This is a genomic window from Paraclostridium bifermentans (assembly GCF_019916025.1).
Taxonomy (GTDB): Bacteria; Bacillota; Clostridia; order Peptostreptococcales; family Peptostreptococcaceae; genus Paraclostridium; species Paraclostridium bifermentans.
Map to the genome: position 1 here is coordinate 397,291 of NZ_CP079737.1, position 19,208 is coordinate 416,498.

The 19,208-nt window shown below is 26.9% G+C and carries 16 protein-coding genes and 1 pseudogene; 15 read left to right on the forward strand and 2 right to left on the reverse strand.

The features are described from left to right. Window positions 1–53: 53 nt before the first annotated feature. The 7 genes from KXZ80_RS02110 (at window position 54) to megL (ending at window position 7,908) form a co-directional block, all read left to right on the forward strand. A complete protein-coding gene (locus tag KXZ80_RS02110; RefSeq protein ID WP_021434042.1) occupies window positions 54–893 on the forward strand; it encodes a MerR family transcriptional regulator in 840 nt (279 codons plus the stop codon). 97 nt (window positions 894–990) lie between these two features. Then, the gene (locus KXZ80_RS02115) at window positions 991–1,692 is read left to right on the forward strand and encodes a B3/B4 domain-containing protein (protein WP_021434041.1); all 702 of its coding nucleotides are present in this window, start codon (window positions 991–993) and stop codon (window positions 1,690–1,692) included. Window positions 1,693–2,137: 445 nt separating this feature from the next. After that, entirely contained in the window at window positions 2,138–3,568 is a 1,431-nt protein-coding gene (gene nhaC, locus KXZ80_RS02120; RefSeq protein WP_021434040.1) for a Na+/H+ antiporter NhaC, read from the forward strand. Between the two features lie 15 nt (window positions 3,569–3,583). Further along, window positions 3,584–3,859, forward strand: coding sequence for a hypothetical protein (locus tag KXZ80_RS02125; protein ID WP_021434039.1), 276 nt, complete (start codon window positions 3,584–3,586; stop codon window positions 3,857–3,859). 116 nt (window positions 3,860–3,975) lie between these two features. Further along, the gene (locus KXZ80_RS02130; protein ID WP_021434038.1) at window positions 3,976–4,869 is read left to right on the forward strand and encodes an SPL family radical SAM protein; all 894 of its coding nucleotides are present in this window, start codon (window positions 3,976–3,978) and stop codon (window positions 4,867–4,869) included. A 20-nt stretch (window positions 4,870–4,889) separates the two neighbouring features. Then, entirely contained in the window at window positions 4,890–6,467 is a 1,578-nt protein-coding gene (locus KXZ80_RS02135; protein ID WP_021434037.1) for a sigma 54-interacting transcriptional regulator, read from the forward strand. A 247-nt stretch (window positions 6,468–6,714) separates the two neighbouring features. Further along, entirely contained in the window at window positions 6,715–7,908 is a 1,194-nt protein-coding gene (megL, locus tag KXZ80_RS02140) for a methionine gamma-lyase (RefSeq protein WP_021434036.1), read from the forward strand. A gap of 53 nt (window positions 7,909–7,961) precedes the next feature. Here megL and KXZ80_RS02145 read toward each other — a convergent pair whose 3' ends face one another. Continuing rightward, on the reverse strand, window positions 7,962–9,896 hold the full coding sequence (locus tag KXZ80_RS02145; protein WP_021434035.1) for an FUSC family protein: 1,935 nt from the start codon (window positions 9,894–9,896) through the stop codon (window positions 7,962–7,964). Between the two features lie 369 nt (window positions 9,897–10,265). On the opposite strand from KXZ80_RS02145, the pseudogene nhaA reads away from it, so the two are divergent. Beyond that, window positions 10,266–11,396, forward strand: a pseudogene (gene nhaA / locus KXZ80_RS02150) (Na+/H+ antiporter NhaA); the annotation flags it as partial. A gap of 110 nt (window positions 11,397–11,506) precedes the next feature. Here nhaA and KXZ80_RS02155 read toward each other — a convergent pair. Then, complete coding sequence (locus KXZ80_RS02155) at window positions 11,507–12,253, reverse strand: glycosyltransferase family A protein (RefSeq protein ID WP_021434033.1); 747 nt, start codon at window positions 12,251–12,253, stop codon at window positions 11,507–11,509. 327 nt (window positions 12,254–12,580) lie between these two features. Here KXZ80_RS02155 and KXZ80_RS02160 point away from each other — a divergent pair, with 327 nt between their 5' ends. The 7 genes from KXZ80_RS02160 to KXZ80_RS02190 all read left to right on the forward strand — a co-directional run bounded on the left by KXZ80_RS02160 (window position 12,581) and on the right by KXZ80_RS02190 (window position 19,204). After that, window positions 12,581–13,648 carry a sulfurtransferase gene (locus tag KXZ80_RS02160; protein WP_021434032.1) on the forward strand — a complete coding sequence of 356 codons (1,068 nt, stop codon included), beginning with the start codon at window positions 12,581–12,583 and terminating at the stop codon, window positions 13,646–13,648. A gap of 95 nt (window positions 13,649–13,743) precedes the next feature. Then, on the forward strand, window positions 13,744–14,175 hold the full coding sequence (locus KXZ80_RS02165; RefSeq protein ID WP_021434031.1) for a hypothetical protein: 432 nt from the start codon (window positions 13,744–13,746) through the stop codon (window positions 14,173–14,175). Window positions 14,176–14,363: 188 nt separating this feature from the next. Beyond that, the gene (locus KXZ80_RS02170) at window positions 14,364–15,236 is read left to right on the forward strand and encodes a 4Fe-4S dicluster domain-containing protein (protein WP_021434030.1); all 873 of its coding nucleotides are present in this window, start codon (window positions 14,364–14,366) and stop codon (window positions 15,234–15,236) included. 232 nt (window positions 15,237–15,468) lie between these two features. After that, complete coding sequence (locus KXZ80_RS02175) at window positions 15,469–15,975, forward strand: CarD family transcriptional regulator (RefSeq protein ID WP_021434029.1); 507 nt, start codon at window positions 15,469–15,471, stop codon at window positions 15,973–15,975. A 104-nt stretch (window positions 15,976–16,079) separates the two neighbouring features. Beyond that, window positions 16,080–16,535: a thioredoxin-dependent thiol peroxidase gene (gene bcp / locus KXZ80_RS02180; protein WP_021434028.1), complete on the forward strand. Its 456-nt coding sequence runs from the start codon at window positions 16,080–16,082 to the stop codon at window positions 16,533–16,535. 102 nt (window positions 16,536–16,637) lie between these two features. Next, window positions 16,638–17,087 carry a GNAT family N-acetyltransferase gene (locus tag KXZ80_RS02185; protein WP_021434027.1) on the forward strand — a complete coding sequence of 150 codons (450 nt, stop codon included), beginning with the start codon at window positions 16,638–16,640 and terminating at the stop codon, window positions 17,085–17,087. Window positions 17,088–17,308: 221 nt separating this feature from the next. Then, entirely contained in the window at window positions 17,309–19,204 is a 1,896-nt protein-coding gene (locus KXZ80_RS02190; RefSeq protein ID WP_021434026.1) for a BglG family transcription antiterminator, read from the forward strand. The last annotated feature ends 4 nt before the right edge of the window (window positions 19,205–19,208 follow it).

The window sequence follows — 19,208 nt, forward strand, 5'->3', positions numbered from 1 at the left end:
AGATTTTAAAATGATATAATTGACTAAAAATATTGATTATAGAGAGGATATAAATGAGTAATAAAACTAATATAAAAGACTTATTTACAATAGGAGAAATAGCAATTTTATTTGACATTAATAAAAAGACATTAAGGTATTATGATGAAATAGATTTATTTAAACCAAGTTATATAGACGAAAAAAACAACTATAGATATTACACAACAAATCAATTTGAAAAATTAAATACTATAATTTATCTAAAAAGCATGGGAATACCTCTAAGTAAAATAAAATCTCATTTAGATAATAGAAGTATAAATAACACTCTTAACTTATTCGAAATTCAAGAAGAAGCAATTAAGAAAAAAATAGAAGAATTAGAAATTATACAAAATAAAGTTAAGGGTAGAATTAGTAAAATAAAAGATTCAATAGACTATGAAAAAATAAATAAGATAATAGAATCTGATATTGAAGAGAGGTCTATTGTTTTATTAAAAGAAGAAGTTAAGACAAACAAAGACTTAGAGATTTCTATTAGAAAACTAGAAAATAAGGCAAATAAAAAATCATCTATATTTTTAGGAGAAGTAGGTGTTTCTATATCTAAAGATAAATTAAAACATAAATTATTCAAAGAGTATGACTCAACTTTTATTTTTGTAGAAAATAAAAAATACAGTAAAGAAATAAGCAAAATTTTACCTAAAGGAAGGTATATATGTTTAAGGTTTAATGGATTACATGATGATTCTGATATTTACTATGAAAGAATTTTAAAATATATAGAACAAAATAACTATGAAATATTAGAGGATTCCATAGAAATAACATTAGTTGATTCAGGATTAACCACAAATTCTTCAGAATATGTAACAGAAATACAAATACTAGTAAAAAAATATTGACATTCCAGCTACTGGAATGTTTATTATTTTTATAATAAACATGGTAGTAAAATACGAGTTTTATTATAAATAGGACTCAAAGTTTTGGAGGATTAATATGAAATTTAGTGTATCAAGTGAAGTCTTTGAAAAGTTAGATAATGTTTGTTTTGGAGTTATAGTAGCAAAGGGAATTGATAATAGCTTAGTAAAAAATGATATTATAGAAAAATTAAACCAATCAATAAAAAACTGTGAAGATGAGTTTAAAGACACTAAGGTTAAAGAATTAGAGGGCATACTATATTATAGAGATGCATTTAAAGCACTAGGAATTAACCCAAATAAATTTATGAGTTCTATTGAAGCTATGCTTACTAGAACATCTAAAGGTAAAGGACTACCTAATATAAGCCCTATTGTAGATTTAGGAAATGCAGTATCTTTAAAATATATGGTTCCATTAGGAGCACATGATATAGATACACTAGATGGGGATATAGAGGTTAGATTTTCTAAAGAAGGGGATAGTTTTATTCCTTTAGGAACTGAAGAAACAGAAATTTTGGAAGATGGTGAATTAATTTATTCAGCTGGAGACAATGTAAGAACAAGAAGATGGATATGGAGACAAAGCGAGCAAGGAAAAATCACCAATGAAAGTAAGAACATATTTTTCCCTATAGATGGATTTACAAATAAAAACTATGATAGTGTTATGTCGGCAAGAGATGAATTAGCAAGTTTATTAAAAGAAGTATTTTCTTGTGATGTAAAGGTAGGATTTATAGATAAGAATAATACTGAATTTGAGATATAAAATTAGTAAAAAGGTTTAAGGGGTGTCCTATTTAACCCATTAAACCTTTTTATTTGTTTAATGGGTTAAAAATGTAACGAAATCTAATGATTAGCTAAATTAAATTTAAAAAGGATTTCTTAATAAAGTAAAAAAACATTTACTGAAATTTCAATGATTATATGTAATGTATTTTTAAAAAAATTAATTTGGCATAGATATTGCTTAATAGTATTATGAAATAAAAGTATAAGGATGGTGACTTTAGGGTTTCAGGAAAAGGATATCAAGAAAGACATGAGGTTAATGAGTAATTTACTAGATACAAATATTTAAAAATGAAGAACAGGAATACAATAGTAATTTAAAATATATTGACATTCCTGTAACTGGAATGTTTATTATCGTTATAACAAATATTCTACAAAATATAAATAAAAGAGATTAAGAAGGATGGACAGTTAAAATGAGCAAAAACATAGAAAAAAGAAAACCTACGTTTCAGTTTGCAGTGTTAGTAATGGTTGCAATTATATCTTTAACTACAGTTGGAATGGTTGTATTTAAGGCATCTATAACAACAATGTTTTTATTATCATGGTTAATAGTAGTTCCTGCTGCTATGAAGTTAGGTTACACGAATAGTGAAATTGAAGAAATGGGATTTGATGTTGGAAAAGGTGCATTTCAATCTAATATAATTGTGCTTTCTGTTGGAGTATTGATTGCTACATGGATAGCGGCTGGAACTATTCCAACTATAGTTTACAGTGGACTTGCTATAATAACACCTAAATACTTTTTAGTTACAACATTAGTAGTATGTTCTTTAACATCTATAGCTACGGGAACTTCATGGGGGACTTTAGGTACTTCAGGTATAGCTTTAATGAGTATTGGAACTAGTATGGGGGTTCCTGCGGGTTTAACAGCTGGAGCTATAATATCTGGTGCGTTTTTTGGAGATAAGATTTCTCCTCTTTCAGATTCTACGAACTTATCAGCTGCAGTTTGTAAAACCGATGTTATAACTCATATAAAACATATGACTTTATCGGCAGTTCCGGCTTATATAATTTGTGTAGTTTTATATACAGTTATAGGATTTAAATATGCTAATAATACTATAGATTACAATCAAATAAATCAAGTAATGGAAGTTTTAAAAGCTAATTTTAATATAGGATTTGTTTCAATAATACCAATAATATTTTTACTTATTCTATTACTTTTACAAAAGCCATCTATAGTTTCCATACTAGCTTCTGGAGTAGCAGGCGCAATTATAGCGTTTTTCCAAGAAGGAGAAAGTGTTAGTAAGTTATTAAATTATATGCTTAATGGTTTTTCTATAGATACAGGTCTTGAATATACAGATAAACTATTAAATCGTGGTGGAATAATGAGTATGGCAGAGACTGTATTATTAGTATTTATAGTATTTGTTATAGCTGGAATTTTACAAAAGGCAGGGTTTTTAGAAGTTTTATTACAACCTATGTTAAGTAAGATAGGAAAGTCTAGAACTAAATTAATTGGAACTACATTTATATCTAGTTATCTTGCAAATGCGTTTAGTTCTTCTATGATGTTTACATCTGTATTTGTCGGAACTATAATGGAACCTTTATACAAGGAATTTAATTTAAAACCTGAAAACTTATCTAGGATTATACAAGATACTGCAACCTTAGGGGCTCCACTAATTCCATGGAATTCAAATGCAATATTTTGTAGTCAAACATTAGGAGTTAGTTCTTTTGAATTTATTCCATACTGTTTCTTAAACTGGATAACTCCTTTAATAACATTTATATATGGAGTTACAGGATTTACAATGAAAACATACACAGAAGAAGAAGTTGTTATGATGAGAGAAGTTGAAGAAGTTATATAAAAAGGAGAAATTAATATGGAGTTTCATTATTATTATATAATTCAAGATATTGTAGGCGTACTTATGGCATTTATAGGGATAAGAATGTGTACATTAAGTATAAGAATGATTTTATCGAGTAAAAAATCTAAAAATGGAATATTAATATCTATTAGCTATGCTTTAATTACAATTGCTGGTGTTAACTTATTATTTAATAACTTCAGATTAAAGACTTGGATTGTAAGTATAATTTTGATACTTTTAAGTTTATTAATTACAAATATAGTTAAAACTGATAAAACAATATAAATATACATTAAATAAAACTCATGTCCATTGGATATGAGTTTTTTGTTGATTTTAAAAATTATATATGGTAAAACCGTATTAAGCAAAAAGCTAATATGGAAAGGGTTGAGGTATCGATGGAGTTTATACCTGCAAAGACTATTATATCTGGATATAAAGAAAACCCAAATTGGTTTGGTATTAATTATGGGATGAATATATATAAAGGTTGTTGCCATGGTTGCATATACTGTGATTCAAGAAGCAACTGCTATCAAATAATAGAGTTTGATAGAGTTAGAATTAAAGAAAATTCAACTGAAACAATAAAAAAGGAACTTAAGTCAAAGAAAACAAAAGGGGTTGTAGGTACAGGTGCTATGAGTGATCCATACAATCCATTTGAAGAAAAATTTATGTTAACAAGAGAAGCTTTAAAAGCAGTAGATGAAAATAGATTTGGGATATCAATTGCTACTAAAAGTGATTTAATAACTAGAGATATAGATATATTAAAAAGAATACAAAGTCATTCACCTACGATTATAAAGATAACTATAACTACATACGATGATAATCTATGTAAAAAGGTAGAAAGTAATGTCTGCCCAACATCTAAAAGATTTGAAGCTTTGAAGAAACTTTCAGATAATGGAATATATGCAGGTGTTTTATTAATGCCGATATTACCTTTTATTAATGATAATGAAGATAATATAAAAAATATTATTAAAAAGGCTTATGAATCGGGAGCTAAATTTGTATTCACTTATGGATTAGGAGTAACGTTAAGACAAAATCAAAGAGAATACTATTTTGAACAATTAAGAAAGATATTTCCAGGTGAGGATTTAGATAAAAAGTACGAAAAAATTTACGGGGAATCTTATGAAAATGGAGCTAGGAATTATGAGCATCTATGTAATGTTTTCAAAGAAGAGTGTGAAAAATATAATCTTTTATATAAAATGAAAGATATTATAAATGATTATAAAAATAAATATGAAAAAACTCAAATTAGTTGGTTTTAATATAAAAGGGAGACGTTTGTATGGTTAGGTTTGAAGTAAATACAAAAGATAGATTTGGAATTACAACCGAGATTTTGTACAAGCTTTACAATAAAAATATAGATTTAGTATCTATGGAAGTTTTTCCTACAAAGGTTTGTATAAAGATAAATGATATCGATGCAAAAACTAAAGAAATATTAAAAGAAGCTATTTGTAGCATAGCAGATGTAATATCAGTAAATGAAGTAGAACTTTTATCTTACGAAAAAAATGAGAGACAACTTCTCGCAGTTATTAACTCAGTAGATGAAGGAATTATATCTATTGATAAGGACTTTAAAATTAATATATTCAATAATTACTGCCAAGAATTATTCAATTATAAAAAAGCAGAAGTAGTAGGTAGAGACATTAGAGAAATTGTAGGCAATGATGATATAATTGCGGATTTAGTTAATAAGGGAATAGAGTATGATAATATAAAATCTAGTTTGAAGCATGGAGATACTACAAGTAGTTATATTACTACAGGTAGAAGAATAACTAATGACTATGATGAAACTGTAGGAGCAGTTATTTCTATTAAAGATGTTAATAAAGCGAAACAACTGGTTAAAGTAATAAATAAGAATAATGATGGACCGTTTAAAGATATAATTGGAAATAGCAAAAGTATGGGCAAAGTAAAAAAAGTAACTACAACAATAGCTAAAAGTAATTCTACTGTTTTATTAAGGGGTGACAGTGGTACAGGTAAAGAGCTTTTTGCAAATGCTATTCACAACTTAAGTGATAGAAAAGACGAAAGATTTGTAGCTATTAACTGTGCTGCACTGCCAGATAGTTTATTAGAAAGTGAGCTATTTGGATATGAAAAAGGAAGTTTTACAGGAGCAATGCAAAGTGGTAAAGAAGGTTTATTTAAAGAAGCTAATAAAGGAACTATATTTTTAGATGAAATAGGAGAATTATCAATGATTCTTCAAGCTAAACTGCTTAGAGTTTTACAAGAAGGAAAAATAAGAAAAATAGGAAGTAGTAAAGAAGAAGCTGTTGATGTTAGAGTAATAGCTGCTACTCATAAAAATCTTGAAAAAATGATAAAAGAGGGAAGCTTTAGAGAAGATTTGTATTATAGATTAAATGTAATTCCTATTAAGATACCAAATTTAAAAGAACGACTAGATGATATACCTATACTAGTTCAATTTTTTATAAATAAACTTAATAAGAAGTTAAATAAAGATATAAGGGGTTTTAAGAAAGAATTTATAGATGAATTAATGAGTTATGATTGGCCAGGGAATGTAAGAGAACTTCAAAATTTAATTGAGAGAGCTATGAATTTATGCAATGGAGATATTTTAACTACTCAACATATTGTTATAGACTCTATATATAAAGATGAAGATATTACTGATAGTTTTATAGAAGAAGATGAAGAGGTAGAATTTAACTCATTAAAAGAAGAAATGGAAAGATATGAAAAAGAAATAATTATGAAAGTATATGATTCAAATAAAAGTTATAGATCAAGTGCAAAAATACTAGGGATATCTCACACTGCAGTTATGAATAAAATTAAAAAATATAATATAAAGGAAGATGATTTGTAAATAAAGCTTTACATATGTAAATAAATATTTACAGTAAGTATAATGATTTGTAAATAAAGGTTTACATTAAAAAATTATCTTTGAAAATATAAATTCCAACTTTGTGTAAACGTTTCGAAAAATAGCGTATTTTCAATGTTTTTGCGTTTTTAAAATTAAATAAATATTTTTATTCGAAAATAAAAAAGTTTGGCATGAGAGTTGCTCATATATAATAGCGTAAATAAATTTAAAGGGGGAACTCAAAATGGAAAACTTAAAGAATAAAAAATTCGCAACAAAAGCTATACACGGAGGTCATAAAAAGGATCCAGTATCAGGGGCTTTAACTACACCTATATATCAAACATCAACTTTCGTATTTGATAGTGCTGAACAAGGTGGTAGAAGATTTGCATTAGAAGAAGATGGATTTATATATTCAAGACTTGGGAACCCAACAAATGCGCAACTAGAAGAAAAAATGGCACTATTAGAAAATGGAGAAGCTTGTATGTCAACAGGTTCAGGAATAGGTGCTATAACTTCAGCATTATGGACTGCATTAAAAGCAGGAGATCATATAGTTGCAAGTAAAACTTTATATGGTTGCACTTATGCAATGTTAAACCATGGAATAAGCAGATACGGAGTAGAAGTTACTTTTGTAGATGCAACTAACTTAGATGAAGTAAAAGGAGCTATGAAAGAAAACACTAAAGTTGTTTACTTAGAAACTCCAGCTAACCCAGACTTAAAATTAGTTGATATAGAAGCTATATCTAAAATAGCTCATGAAGTAGAAGGTTGTATGGTATTTGTTGATAACACTTTCTGTACTCCATACTTACAAAGACCAATTGAATTAGGAGCTGACGTTGTTGTACACTCTGCTACTAAGTACTTAAATGGACACGGAGATGTTATAGCAGGTTTCGTTGTTGGGAAAAAAGACTTTATAACTCAAGTAAGATTATTCGGAGTTAAGGATATGACAGGTTCTGTTTTATCTCCATTTGATGCTTACTTAATATTAAGAGGTATGAAAACTTTACAAATAAGAATGGATAGACATACTAAGAATGCTATAGAAGTTGCTAAATTCTTAGAATCTCATCCAAATGTAGAAACAGTTAGCTACCCAGGATTAGAAAGTTTCCCACAATATGAATTAGCTAAAAAACAAATGGACATGCCAGGAGGTATGATAGCATTTGAAGTTAAAGGCGGACTTGAAGGTGGTAAAAAATTACTAAACTCTTTAGAGTTATGTACTCTTGCAGTTAGTTTAGGTGATTGTGAAACATTAATACAACATCCTGCTTCAATGACTCACTCTCCATATACTCAAGAAGAAAGAGCTGAAGCTGGAATATCTGAAGGATTAATAAGAATATCTGTTGGTCTTGAAGATGCAGAAGATATAATAGCAGATTTAAAACAAGGTTTAGATAGATTATAATAAATATTTATAAATAAAAAAGGCTACAATTCTATGAAATTGTAGCCTTTTTATTAATTAAAAGCAGTTAGATAGTTATATAAAGTAGATTGATTTGATTCGCTGTAATTCATGTCATTTATTATATTTAATATTCTAGATATTTTTATAAATAAAATCTTTTCTTTTATGTTAGATGTAGACTTGGTAGCTTCCTGTATTCGTGATTCCATGATATCTAGATTACTAGAATTAATTAATATAGATTCTACATTAAATAGTATTTTATTAAATACTTGATCATCTTTTTCTAGTAAATATATTTGGTATAAATCATTCATTAAAACTTTGTTTTTATTTATAAATGATTTATCCATATTTAAACCATTTTGATTTAAGTAACTTATTCTTAAATCTATTAAATCTGGGATTAAATATAATATTCCTATAACACTTGTACTTTTATTACCCTCATTAAGAAGAACTTCTCCAAGCATTTTTCTAGAAGAATCTCTTTGAATGTTGTTTAAGTTATTTTCCTCATCTAAGAGTTTACGACTAAATACGAATTTATTGGCTAATAAAGATATAGCAATACCTATAACAACAAATACTATTCTATTGATTATTATAAAGTTAGGATTTGGAACGTATAATGCAGCTGAAGCTACAGCTGATACTGTAACAAATGCAACTAAATTTCTATAATCAGATACATACGACATTAGGTATCCAGCTAGTACTAGCATTACAGTCCTTAAGCCAGGGTCGGTAACTATATTAAATAAAATAGCCATCACAATTGAGCCCATTATAGTACCTATTATCCTCTTTTTTGACTTGCGAATAGTGTACTCAGAATGTGGTTGTGATAATGCAAAAACTGTGTAAACTGCCCATTCGCCATATTCTATATTGAAGAATTTAACAATAAAGAATGTCAATGAAACAACTAAACCTAATCGTATACCATAAGCAAATCGAGGAGACTTGAGGTTCATAAGATTTTTCTGAACGTGCAGTTCTTTGAACTCTTGAGGTATAGAAAGTTCATTTTGTACATTTTTTTGATTATTAATCGTATTTTTATATATTTTTAACTCTACATTTAAAGTTTTAACTACATCAATGAAATCATAAACAACTTCGATATCTACAATATCTAGTAAGCATAAATTAAGTTCACTATACTTACACTCTAAGTCGGTTATATTAACATCAAATTTATCATTTTTTATATCATTTACTACAGTAAATATATCGTCTAGAATTTGTGAAGAATAACTTTTGTTTTCTACATTACTTAGTATATAATTTATTTTCTCTAGACAAGATAATATATTCAATGTGTTTACTCCACATTCTGTAAAATGAGATTCACTTTTCCCACTCTCAAATATTAACGATTTAAGATTAGCTATATTTAAAGATAAAGATGTATCTATATTTTTAGTATCACTTTGTGATCTTAATAAATCAATTTTAATCAATAAATCATCTACTATTTTGTTGAACATAGAATTTCTTGATTTAGTTAGTTTATTTTTATTAGCTAATAATTGAACACCCATTATCATAAATGCTCCAGCAACCAGAGATAAAAGTCTTAGAGGTAATTGAGATATTGATATAGGGGAAACTATCATTAACATATAGTGTAAGCCTACCATCATATTAACGGGTTTTTTTAATTCATAACTAAAATAATAACCTATAAATAACATTATTGAAAAGTTAAGTATTAATCCTAATAATACATTTTGAGAAACTAAAAAAGCAGATAATCCAAATGCTAAATTAAGAACTATTAAGTTCAATAGATTTTTAATTGGATTTAGTGTTAAATCCGTTTGCAATAGTACAAGCATAAGTACAACTGTCGTAACCCCTATAAGGGAATTTTCTGGCTTGAATATACTTTTAAACAAACTCACTAATAAAACTACAAATATAAAAATTAAAGTTTTAGAAAAAATTAGTGATATAATTTCTTTTTTATTTTTTTTCATTCTTCTATTTTCGCTCCTTCACATATGAACATTTTCAAAATAATATCATATGTTTTAATAAAAACCAAGTTGTTCATACGATACGTGAGTGAACTAAAAAAAATTTTATTTATAAAATGTTCTCTAGAAAATGCAATATATTTGTACTTTTCTTATTATATTTCGAATGCGTCTGTATGAATTTTAATAAATAAAGTGAATAATTCATCTGTAAAATAATTTTAAAATAAAACGAATTGACACCTATTAAGGATATAGAGTAAAATTTCTCAGTACAGTAGAACTTATAATTTTAAAAGAAAGGAAATTTGAAATGTATGAAAAGTAGGTTTAAGAATATAATTAGCTCAGAGGTGTTTACCAGGCGTATTACTTATAGTTTCAACAATAGTTTCTTTATTAATAGCAAATAGTCAACAAGGAGAAGTATACCATCATTTATTAAGTAAAATTCCCCTATTAGGAGACTTTAATATTCATATGATAATAAATGATTTTTTAATGGCAATATTTTTCTTATTTGTAGGACTTGAAATTAAAAATGAGATATTAAATGGGAATTTATCTAGTTTTAAAAAGGCTTCATTTCCTATAATAGGTGCTATTGGTGGAGTTCTGGTTCCAGCAATTATATTTTTAATATTTAATTCTAATACAAATTATTCTATTGGCGTAGGAGTGCCTATATCAACTGACATAGCCTTTGCAATAGGTATATTTATGATATTAAAAAACAAATTAAATCCAGCATTAAAGATATTTTTATTATCTTTAGCTGTTGTTGATGACTTGATATCTATTTTAGTAATAGGAGTATTGTATTCTTCAGATATAGACATAGGTTTTTTAATACTTTCAGTTATAACATTTGGGGTATTAATTTTAATGAATAGAAGAAACATAGATAAAGTTACTCCATACATGATGATAGGTATGGTTTTATGGATATTTATTTACTATAGTGGCATACATGCGACTATAAGTGGGGTACTAATTGCTATAGCTATACCATCTAAAAAAATAATAGCCTCAAAACAACCTATGATGTATAGGTTAGAACATAAGTTAGCTCCTTTATGTAACTTAGTTATATTACCTTTATTTGCTTTAGCAAATACAGCTATAAATTTAAACATAGATATAGACTTTAATTCAACTAATACATTAATAACAGGAGTAGTAATGGGGTTAGTAGTTGGAAAGCCACTTGGTATAATGTTATTCACTTGGCTAGGAACTAAACTTAATATAACAGAAAAGCCAGAAGGCATAGAATGGGCAGATATAATACCTGTTTCGTTACTAGCGGGAATAGGTTTTACAATGTCTATATTCGTGTCTGAAATAGCTTTTGTGGGTAATGGAGAACTCGTTAATATATGTAAAATATCGATATTGTCATCCTCTATAGTTTCTATAGTCGCGACATACTTAGTTTCGTCTATGATTTATTTATATAAACAAAAAACTGATCATGTAATTGAGGCTAAGAGTGCATGATCTTTATAAATAATATACAAATTTATGAAATTAATTAAGTAAAATCTAGCTCGTATGTTATATCTATAGCTATTTATAGATTCGGCGAGCTAGATTTATTTATAAAATGGTTACTTTATTTTGAAAAACTTTAAAGCTTTTTCTTTTTCTTCTTCGCTAGCAAGCCAAGTTTTTATAAATGGATATTCTAAAATAACTTGAAAATCATTACTAACATTAAGTTTATGAATGATAATCATATAACTTGGAGTAGGAATTACTTCATGAATATAGCTTATCGCACCCCAATGATCATCTTTTACAGGGTATCTTAAACCTAAAAGAAAGTTTTCTACTGTATAAATAAAAGCATAAAAAGATGGAGAAGGATGATCCATATTTGCTAAAATATCTCTATTAGCATCATACATATATCCCTTTTGAGATAAAATACATTGTAAGTTTTTATAGTTTTCAATTTTATATAATTGATCTATATAGTCAGGGCTAAACATGTTATCACTATCAATTCTTATATGAAACACGTATTTATATGGACTAATAATTTCTTTTATTAGGTTATCGGCATCATCTGTAAAAATTATATTGTCAGGTAACTTTGGATATCTAGAAAGAGAATTATCTATTATCTCTTTTGTTCCAGGTGTATGTCTTAATATACATTTGAAATTTTGATTAGTTTGATTTATGAGACTTTTAGCTGTATAATCCATAAACACATCTACTCTTGGATCTATCCATTCTTTAGTTTGAGCCTTTTGGGATATGGGGGAGTAAAGAATTTTGAACCCACACCAAAAAGGATGATCTAATATATTGAATGGAATATCTATAATCATTATCTTTTCATCAATCATGAAAATTACACTCTCCTATAGAGTTATAAGTTAGATAAAAAAATATTATCTAGTTTATAATATTCGAAGTTCACAACTATTGTCACATTTTGATTTAATATAAAAATGCACAACGAATATAGAAAATATAAATACCATTGAGATGATATATAGATTTTTTCTATAAAGATTGGCGATTTATAGTGTATATGGTAGAATGTTGGAGAAAATTTTAATAAATTTAAAATTTTTAGAATTATTTTTATTGGGAAAAGCCAAAATAAATATTGAAATCATCCGAAAGAAAAATTATTTTAAGACAATGAAAATCATAACGGAGGAAGATGTATGAAAAGAAAATTAATTAGTGCATTGGTTGGAATCACAATGGTAGCAACAATGGCAGTAGGATGTAGTAAATCTTCGAATGAATCACAAGAGTCAGCGAAGGCAAAATCAGATGTAAAAGCTGAACAAGTAGATGCAAAAAAAGTCTTTGTATCTCCTCAGTGGGTACAAAGTGTGATAGATGGTAATCAACCAGAATCTAAAAATTATGAGATTTTAGAAGTTTCTTGGGGAACTTACAAAGATAGTCCAACTTATACAAAAGGACATATTCCAGGGGCAATACATGTAGATACTTCAAGTGTTGAATCTGAACCAATTTGGAATATATCAGATCCTAAAGTAGTTGAAAAAGGAATGTTAGATTTAGGAGTTACAAAAGATAAAACTATTATATTATATGGAAATGATATTTCTGCAGTAAGTAGAGTTGCATATGCATATCTTTGGGCAGGAGTTGAAAATGTTAAAGTATTAGACGGAGGAATTGATGCTTGGGAAAAAGCTGGATACAAGACTGAAACTAAAGTAGAAAAGGCTACTCCAGCAAAAGACTTTGGAGCTAAAGTACCTTCACACCCAGAATATTGGATGTCTATAGATGAAGTTAAAAAGAAATTAAAAGACGATTCTAATTTCCGTTTAGTTAGTATAAGAAGTAAAGAAGAGTTTGATGGGAAAACAAGTGGATACACTTATATAGATAGAGCTGGAGAACCTAAAGGTGCTGTTTGGGGTCATGCAGGAAGTGATCCTTACAATATGCAAGATTACTTACACAAAGATGGAACAGTTATAAGCGCTGATGAAATGCAAAAATTATGGTCAGATTCTGATATCAAAAAAGATAATGAACTTTCATTCTATTGTGGTACAGGATGGAGAGCTTCAGTTCCTTGGTTAATTGCTTACGATGCAGGATGGGAAGGAATGACTGTTTATGATGGTGGATGGAATGAGTGGCAAATGCATGGAAATCTTCCAGTACAAGTAGGAGATCCTAATAGCGGGGATTGTCAATACACTACAGTAGATAAACTACCAACAGATAAAGCTGCAAAAAAATAAATTATATAAAATTATATAAAATATATTATAATAAGGATAAGCACTGCATAGATTGCAGTGCTTATCTTAGATTTTAGACAAGGAAGTTGATATTTATGGGAACAGCAAAGAAAATTTTTTATGTTTTAGTAACTATAGTAGAAGCACTGATGTTAGTTGGTGCATATTTAGTAAATTACTTTACCCATGCTAAAATGGGAATGTTAAGACATGTAGTACATAAAAACTATATTTGGGAGCAAGAATATCCTATTCAAACTATAAAATATGTATCTATATTAGCTTTGTTTATATTAATGATTATTGTATTAGTAATGTATTTCAAAAAAAAGAATATGCTTAAAAAAATAGTAACTACAATGAGTATTACTATGGTTTTATTTGTAATTGCATTTGCTATATTTGTATTAATGTATTCATCTGAAGAAATAAGAGCATTTTATTATATGAGTGCCATATTTGGAGCAGTAACTTTAATCCAAATTATAAAAACTTTTATAGGTGTTATATGGTATAAAATTAAATAAGAAAATTAATTGAACTGAAAAAGAGTCTCAATGATAATAAGGCAATTATTATTATTGAGACTTTTTTACTATTAAAAAAAAGTATAATTACTATAAACAATTTCAATTAATGAATGAGCAAATGTAATGATATAATTTATCAAGTATGAAATTATATATTAATTAAAGTCATATTAGGAGGTAAATACATGGAACCAATATTATCATTACAAGAAAAAAATGAATTAAAGTCTAAAGGAATAGTTCCTCAAAAACAAGATGGTTACTTTGCTATAAGAGTAATAGGTAAATCAGGAGTATTTACTTCGAAAGAATTTAGCATATTATCTAAAGTTGCAGAGCAATATGGAAACAAAGAATTGAATTTAACTAGCAGGTTAACTGTGGAAATACCGTATATAAAGTATGATGATATAGAAAAAGTTATAAACATAATACAAGAAAATGGATTAATAGTAGGTGGAGGAGGTAAGACTGTAAGAGCAATTTTATCTTGCAAAGGAAGTGTCTGCTCTAACGGTCTTATAGATACTCAAAAAATATCAAAAGAAGTACATAATGAGTTTTTTGGAAGAGAGCTACCTGCCAAATTTAAAATAGCAGTATTAGGCTGTAAAAATAGCTATGGCAAGGCTCAATCTAATGATTTGAGTATATTACCATTAACAGGGGTTAGGATAGACAATAGGAAGTGTATTGAATGTAAAGTATGTTTAAAGGTATGTCCTGATAAAGCATTTGAGTACAAGGATGGTAAGTATTCAATAATAGAGGATAAATGTAGCAATTGTGGGAAATGCATTAGTTTTTGCCCAGCACATGCAGTAGAGAGTGATAGCAAAAAAATAGATATATTAGTATTTATAGGTGGAAGAATGGGTAGAGAAGCTAGTTTAGGAAAGCCATTAAGAAAGAAATTTAAAGAAGAAGATATATTAAAAGTTATAGATACAATTGTTAATTACTTTAAAGAAAATGCAAATGAAGGTGAGAGATTTGCCAAGCTTATAGACAGAGTTGGATTTGATAAAGTAGAAGAATGTATTATGAATTCTATATAGTTTTATATAAAAAAAAGTTTTTACTTACATGAAAAGCTTAAAATGTGGTAAAATAATAATACAACGAGTAGTTTTGATGACGTAAGTCCTGTTGTCAAAACTACTTTTTTTATATAATGAATATGAAATTGTATTTTAAAATATATGTATAAATATAATTTCTATTATGGGTCAAAAAAGCCAACCTAAAAGTAGGTAGCTTTTTTATTATTTTAAGGATGGTGAAATCTTAATGTTTAAGATTGACGATTGTGTAATGTACGGTATGACAGGAGCATGTAAAGTTATAGACATAACTAATGAAAAGTTTATAAATGGAGAAGACAGAAGATATTATGTATTAAGTCCAGTTTATGCTGAAAATATAATAATAAAAGCCCCTGTGGATAATAAAAATATTCCAATGAGAAAGACTATATCTAAAAGCAGTGCAACTTCACTACTAAATGATATGGCTAATATGGATGTTTCATGGATCGACGATGATAAAACAAGAAATAAAGAGTTTAATGCAATGCTGAAAAGCGGTAAATGTGAAGAACTTATAAAACTAATAAGAAATATATATTGCAATAATGAAAAAGTAAAATCTATTGGAAAAAAACCACATCAAGTAGATGATAATGTTATGAAAGAAGCAGAAAGACTTTTAAACGAAGAACTTGCAATTGCTTTAAACATATCTCCAGATGAAGTAATTCCATATATAACAAATCATATACCGCAACAAAATATTTAATTAAATCATTTTAAATGTAGCCTAAAAAAATATAGTAAGTAAAAGTTTAATAACAAAACATATTAGGTATATATTTAATAAATATATATCGGAGGAAAAAGAATATGTTAGAAGCAGGAGTTAAAGCACCAGATTTCAGACTACAAGATAAAGATGGAAACTTAGTAAGTTTATCAGATTTTAAAAATAAAAAAGTAGTATTATATTTCTACCCTAAGGATAGTACTCCAGGGTGTACTAAGCAAGCATGTTCATTTAGAGATAATTTTGAGAGTTTTAAATCAAAAGATATGGTAGTAATAGGTATAAGTAAGGATAGTGTAAAATCACATGAAAGATTTGCACAAAAAAATGAATTACCATTTATACTTTTATCAGATCCTGATCTTGATGCAATAAAAGCTTACGATGTATGGCAAGAAAAGAAATTATATGGGAAACTTGGGTTTGGAGTTATTAGAACAACTTACATCATAGATGAAAATGGTATTATAGAAAAGGCATACAACAAAGTTAAGGCAGATAAAAATGTAGGTGAAATATTAGAATATATAGGATAGATATATATTTTATTTACATCATAGAGATAATAAAGTACATTGATATTTATCAATGTACTTTTTATTTGCAATTATTTAAAATAGTATTAGGGAGTGATAAAAATGAATTTGAACATAAAAGAAATTAATGAAAAAAATTATCAAGAAATAACTAGTTTAAAAGTAGGGAAAGAACAACTTGGATATATTGAGAGCGTAGAAGTTTGTTTAAAAGAGTCAAAGGAATTTTCGTTATGGAGACCAGTAGGAATATACGATGGAGATAAAGCTATAGGATTTGCTATGTATGGCTTATTTAAAAATGAAGGTGAGAGAGGTAGGGTTTGGCTAGACAGATTTTTAATTTCTCACGAAAATCAAGGCAAGGGATATGGAGAATCAGGAGTAAGATTTTTACTAAATAGGTTAAAAGATGAATATGGATACAATAAAATTTATTTAAGCGTATATGATAATAATATAGGAGCTATTTCTTTATATAAAAAAATTGGATTTGAATTTAATGGAGAGTTTGATATAAATGGCGAAAAAGTAATGGTAATAAACATTTAGAGAAAAATTATAAATTTATTTTAAAGATAATAAAAAAGAAGCTGAATATAGCTTCTTTTTTGATTTATAATATAAATACAAATTTAACAATTAAGAAAAATGTAGAAAATTGATATAAACACACGAAATTTTTAAAAGGGTAAATTATTGTATGTTTTACAAAAAAAGAACATAGGATAAAATTAAATCATAATAGAGAGTCTGGAGGATGAAACCTAAAGATGAAAATTAGTAAACGCCAAAGTTTAATATTAAATTACTTAAATGAGTATCATTATATTTCACTAAAGCAAGTTGCTAAAAAGTTTAAAATAACTACAGCAACAGTAAAAAATGAAATAATATTAATTAATGAAATATTGATAAATTATGATACACAGTTAGTAATACAAGAAAATAATAAAATAAAGATTATAAATAAAGAAAATTTTATAGTTTTTCTAAAAGAAGCCCAGTCTCTTATAGAGTTTCCAATTCAAAATCAAATATTGATGACAATATTATTAGAAAGAGATTTTATAACAATACAAGAAATAGCAGATAAATTATTTGTTAGTAAATCATTAATAGAAAAACAATTGGTATCAATATTAAAAGAGTATAAGGATGATATTCAATCTATTAGGCATTATGGGATAAGGTATTCATCTTCAAAATTAGATAGGATGTCTTTATTTGTAAAGTTAGTGATTCCTTATATGAAAGGAATAGATTTTTTCGAAGAAGTAAATATGTTTGATAACTTGCATTTTAATATGAGGGATTATTTTGAAGTTCGGGAAATCGATATCTGTATATTGGTTATAGATTATATAAAAGAAATCAATATATTTACATTTACAGATGAATCTATAAAACAATTATTTGTATATTTATTATATTTATTGAAAGATATAAGAGAAGAAAATCTTCATAAAGAAAATAAATCTTTCACTAGACTAATAAAAGATTTACCAAACTTCAATAAGTATTCTGAAATAGTTAGCGATATAAATAAAAGATTTGAGCTATCTTTAAGGGAAGGCGATAAGTACTATCTATGTTATTTATTTTCAGTATTGAAAAAAAATAACTCACTAAACAAAAGCGAGAAGATAGAAAAACTAAAACCGACTATAAATAGGATTTTAGACAGAATTAAAAATGAATTGTCAATTGACTTATTTATGGATGAACAATTAAAAAAAGGATTATCCATACATTTATATTCGACTATAAGTAGAGGTGGATATTCTGTATTAAGTGAAATTTATAGGGTAAGTGATATAAAAAAGTTATACCCATTTGCATTTGAAATGTCTACTATAACAGCAGATGTAATAAATGAAGATTATAAATATCGCTTTTTAGATAATGAGCTTATATATTTATCACTACATTTTCAAACAGCGATAGAGAGAGCAAAGAGCAATAAAGATAAGATTAGAGTATTAATTGTTTGCCATTTAGGACAAGTATCAATGGATTTAATAGTAAACAGAATACAAAATATATACAAAGATATAGAAATTATTGGAGCATATTCAGTTCAAACTTTTTTAAAGATGAAAAAAAATTGCTATGATTTTATAATATCAACTGAAAAACTTCCAAATCAACATAAAGATGTAATTTACGTATCACCTCTTATTAAAGACCAAGATAAAGAAAATATCGAAGCTTATATAAAAAGAAGTGAAAGTAAAAAATTATTTGAAGAATTATTACAAAAAGGAGCATTTATAGAAATTGAAAATGCTAAAACCTATGAAGATGTTTTAAAAGAAATGGTAAAAGTTTTTAATAAAAACTCTAGTGTAGATGATAAATATTTAGATAGTGTTATAAATAGAGAAAAACTATCTACAACTAATATAAATAACATAGCAATTCCACATGGAAAAGCTAGTCATGTTATTGAAAGCTCAATATGTATAGCGTATATAAAAGATGGAGTAAAGTGGGGAGACACAACAGTGTACCATGTATTCTTAATTGCTTTTGATAATGGTTTATTAGAACAAAATCCAGAGTTTTTTAATAATTTTTATAGGAAAATTGCACAAATAGATAGTGAAGAATCTATAGAAAATATGGAAGCTATAGATAAAAATAAATTAATTGAATTAATGTATTAGGAGG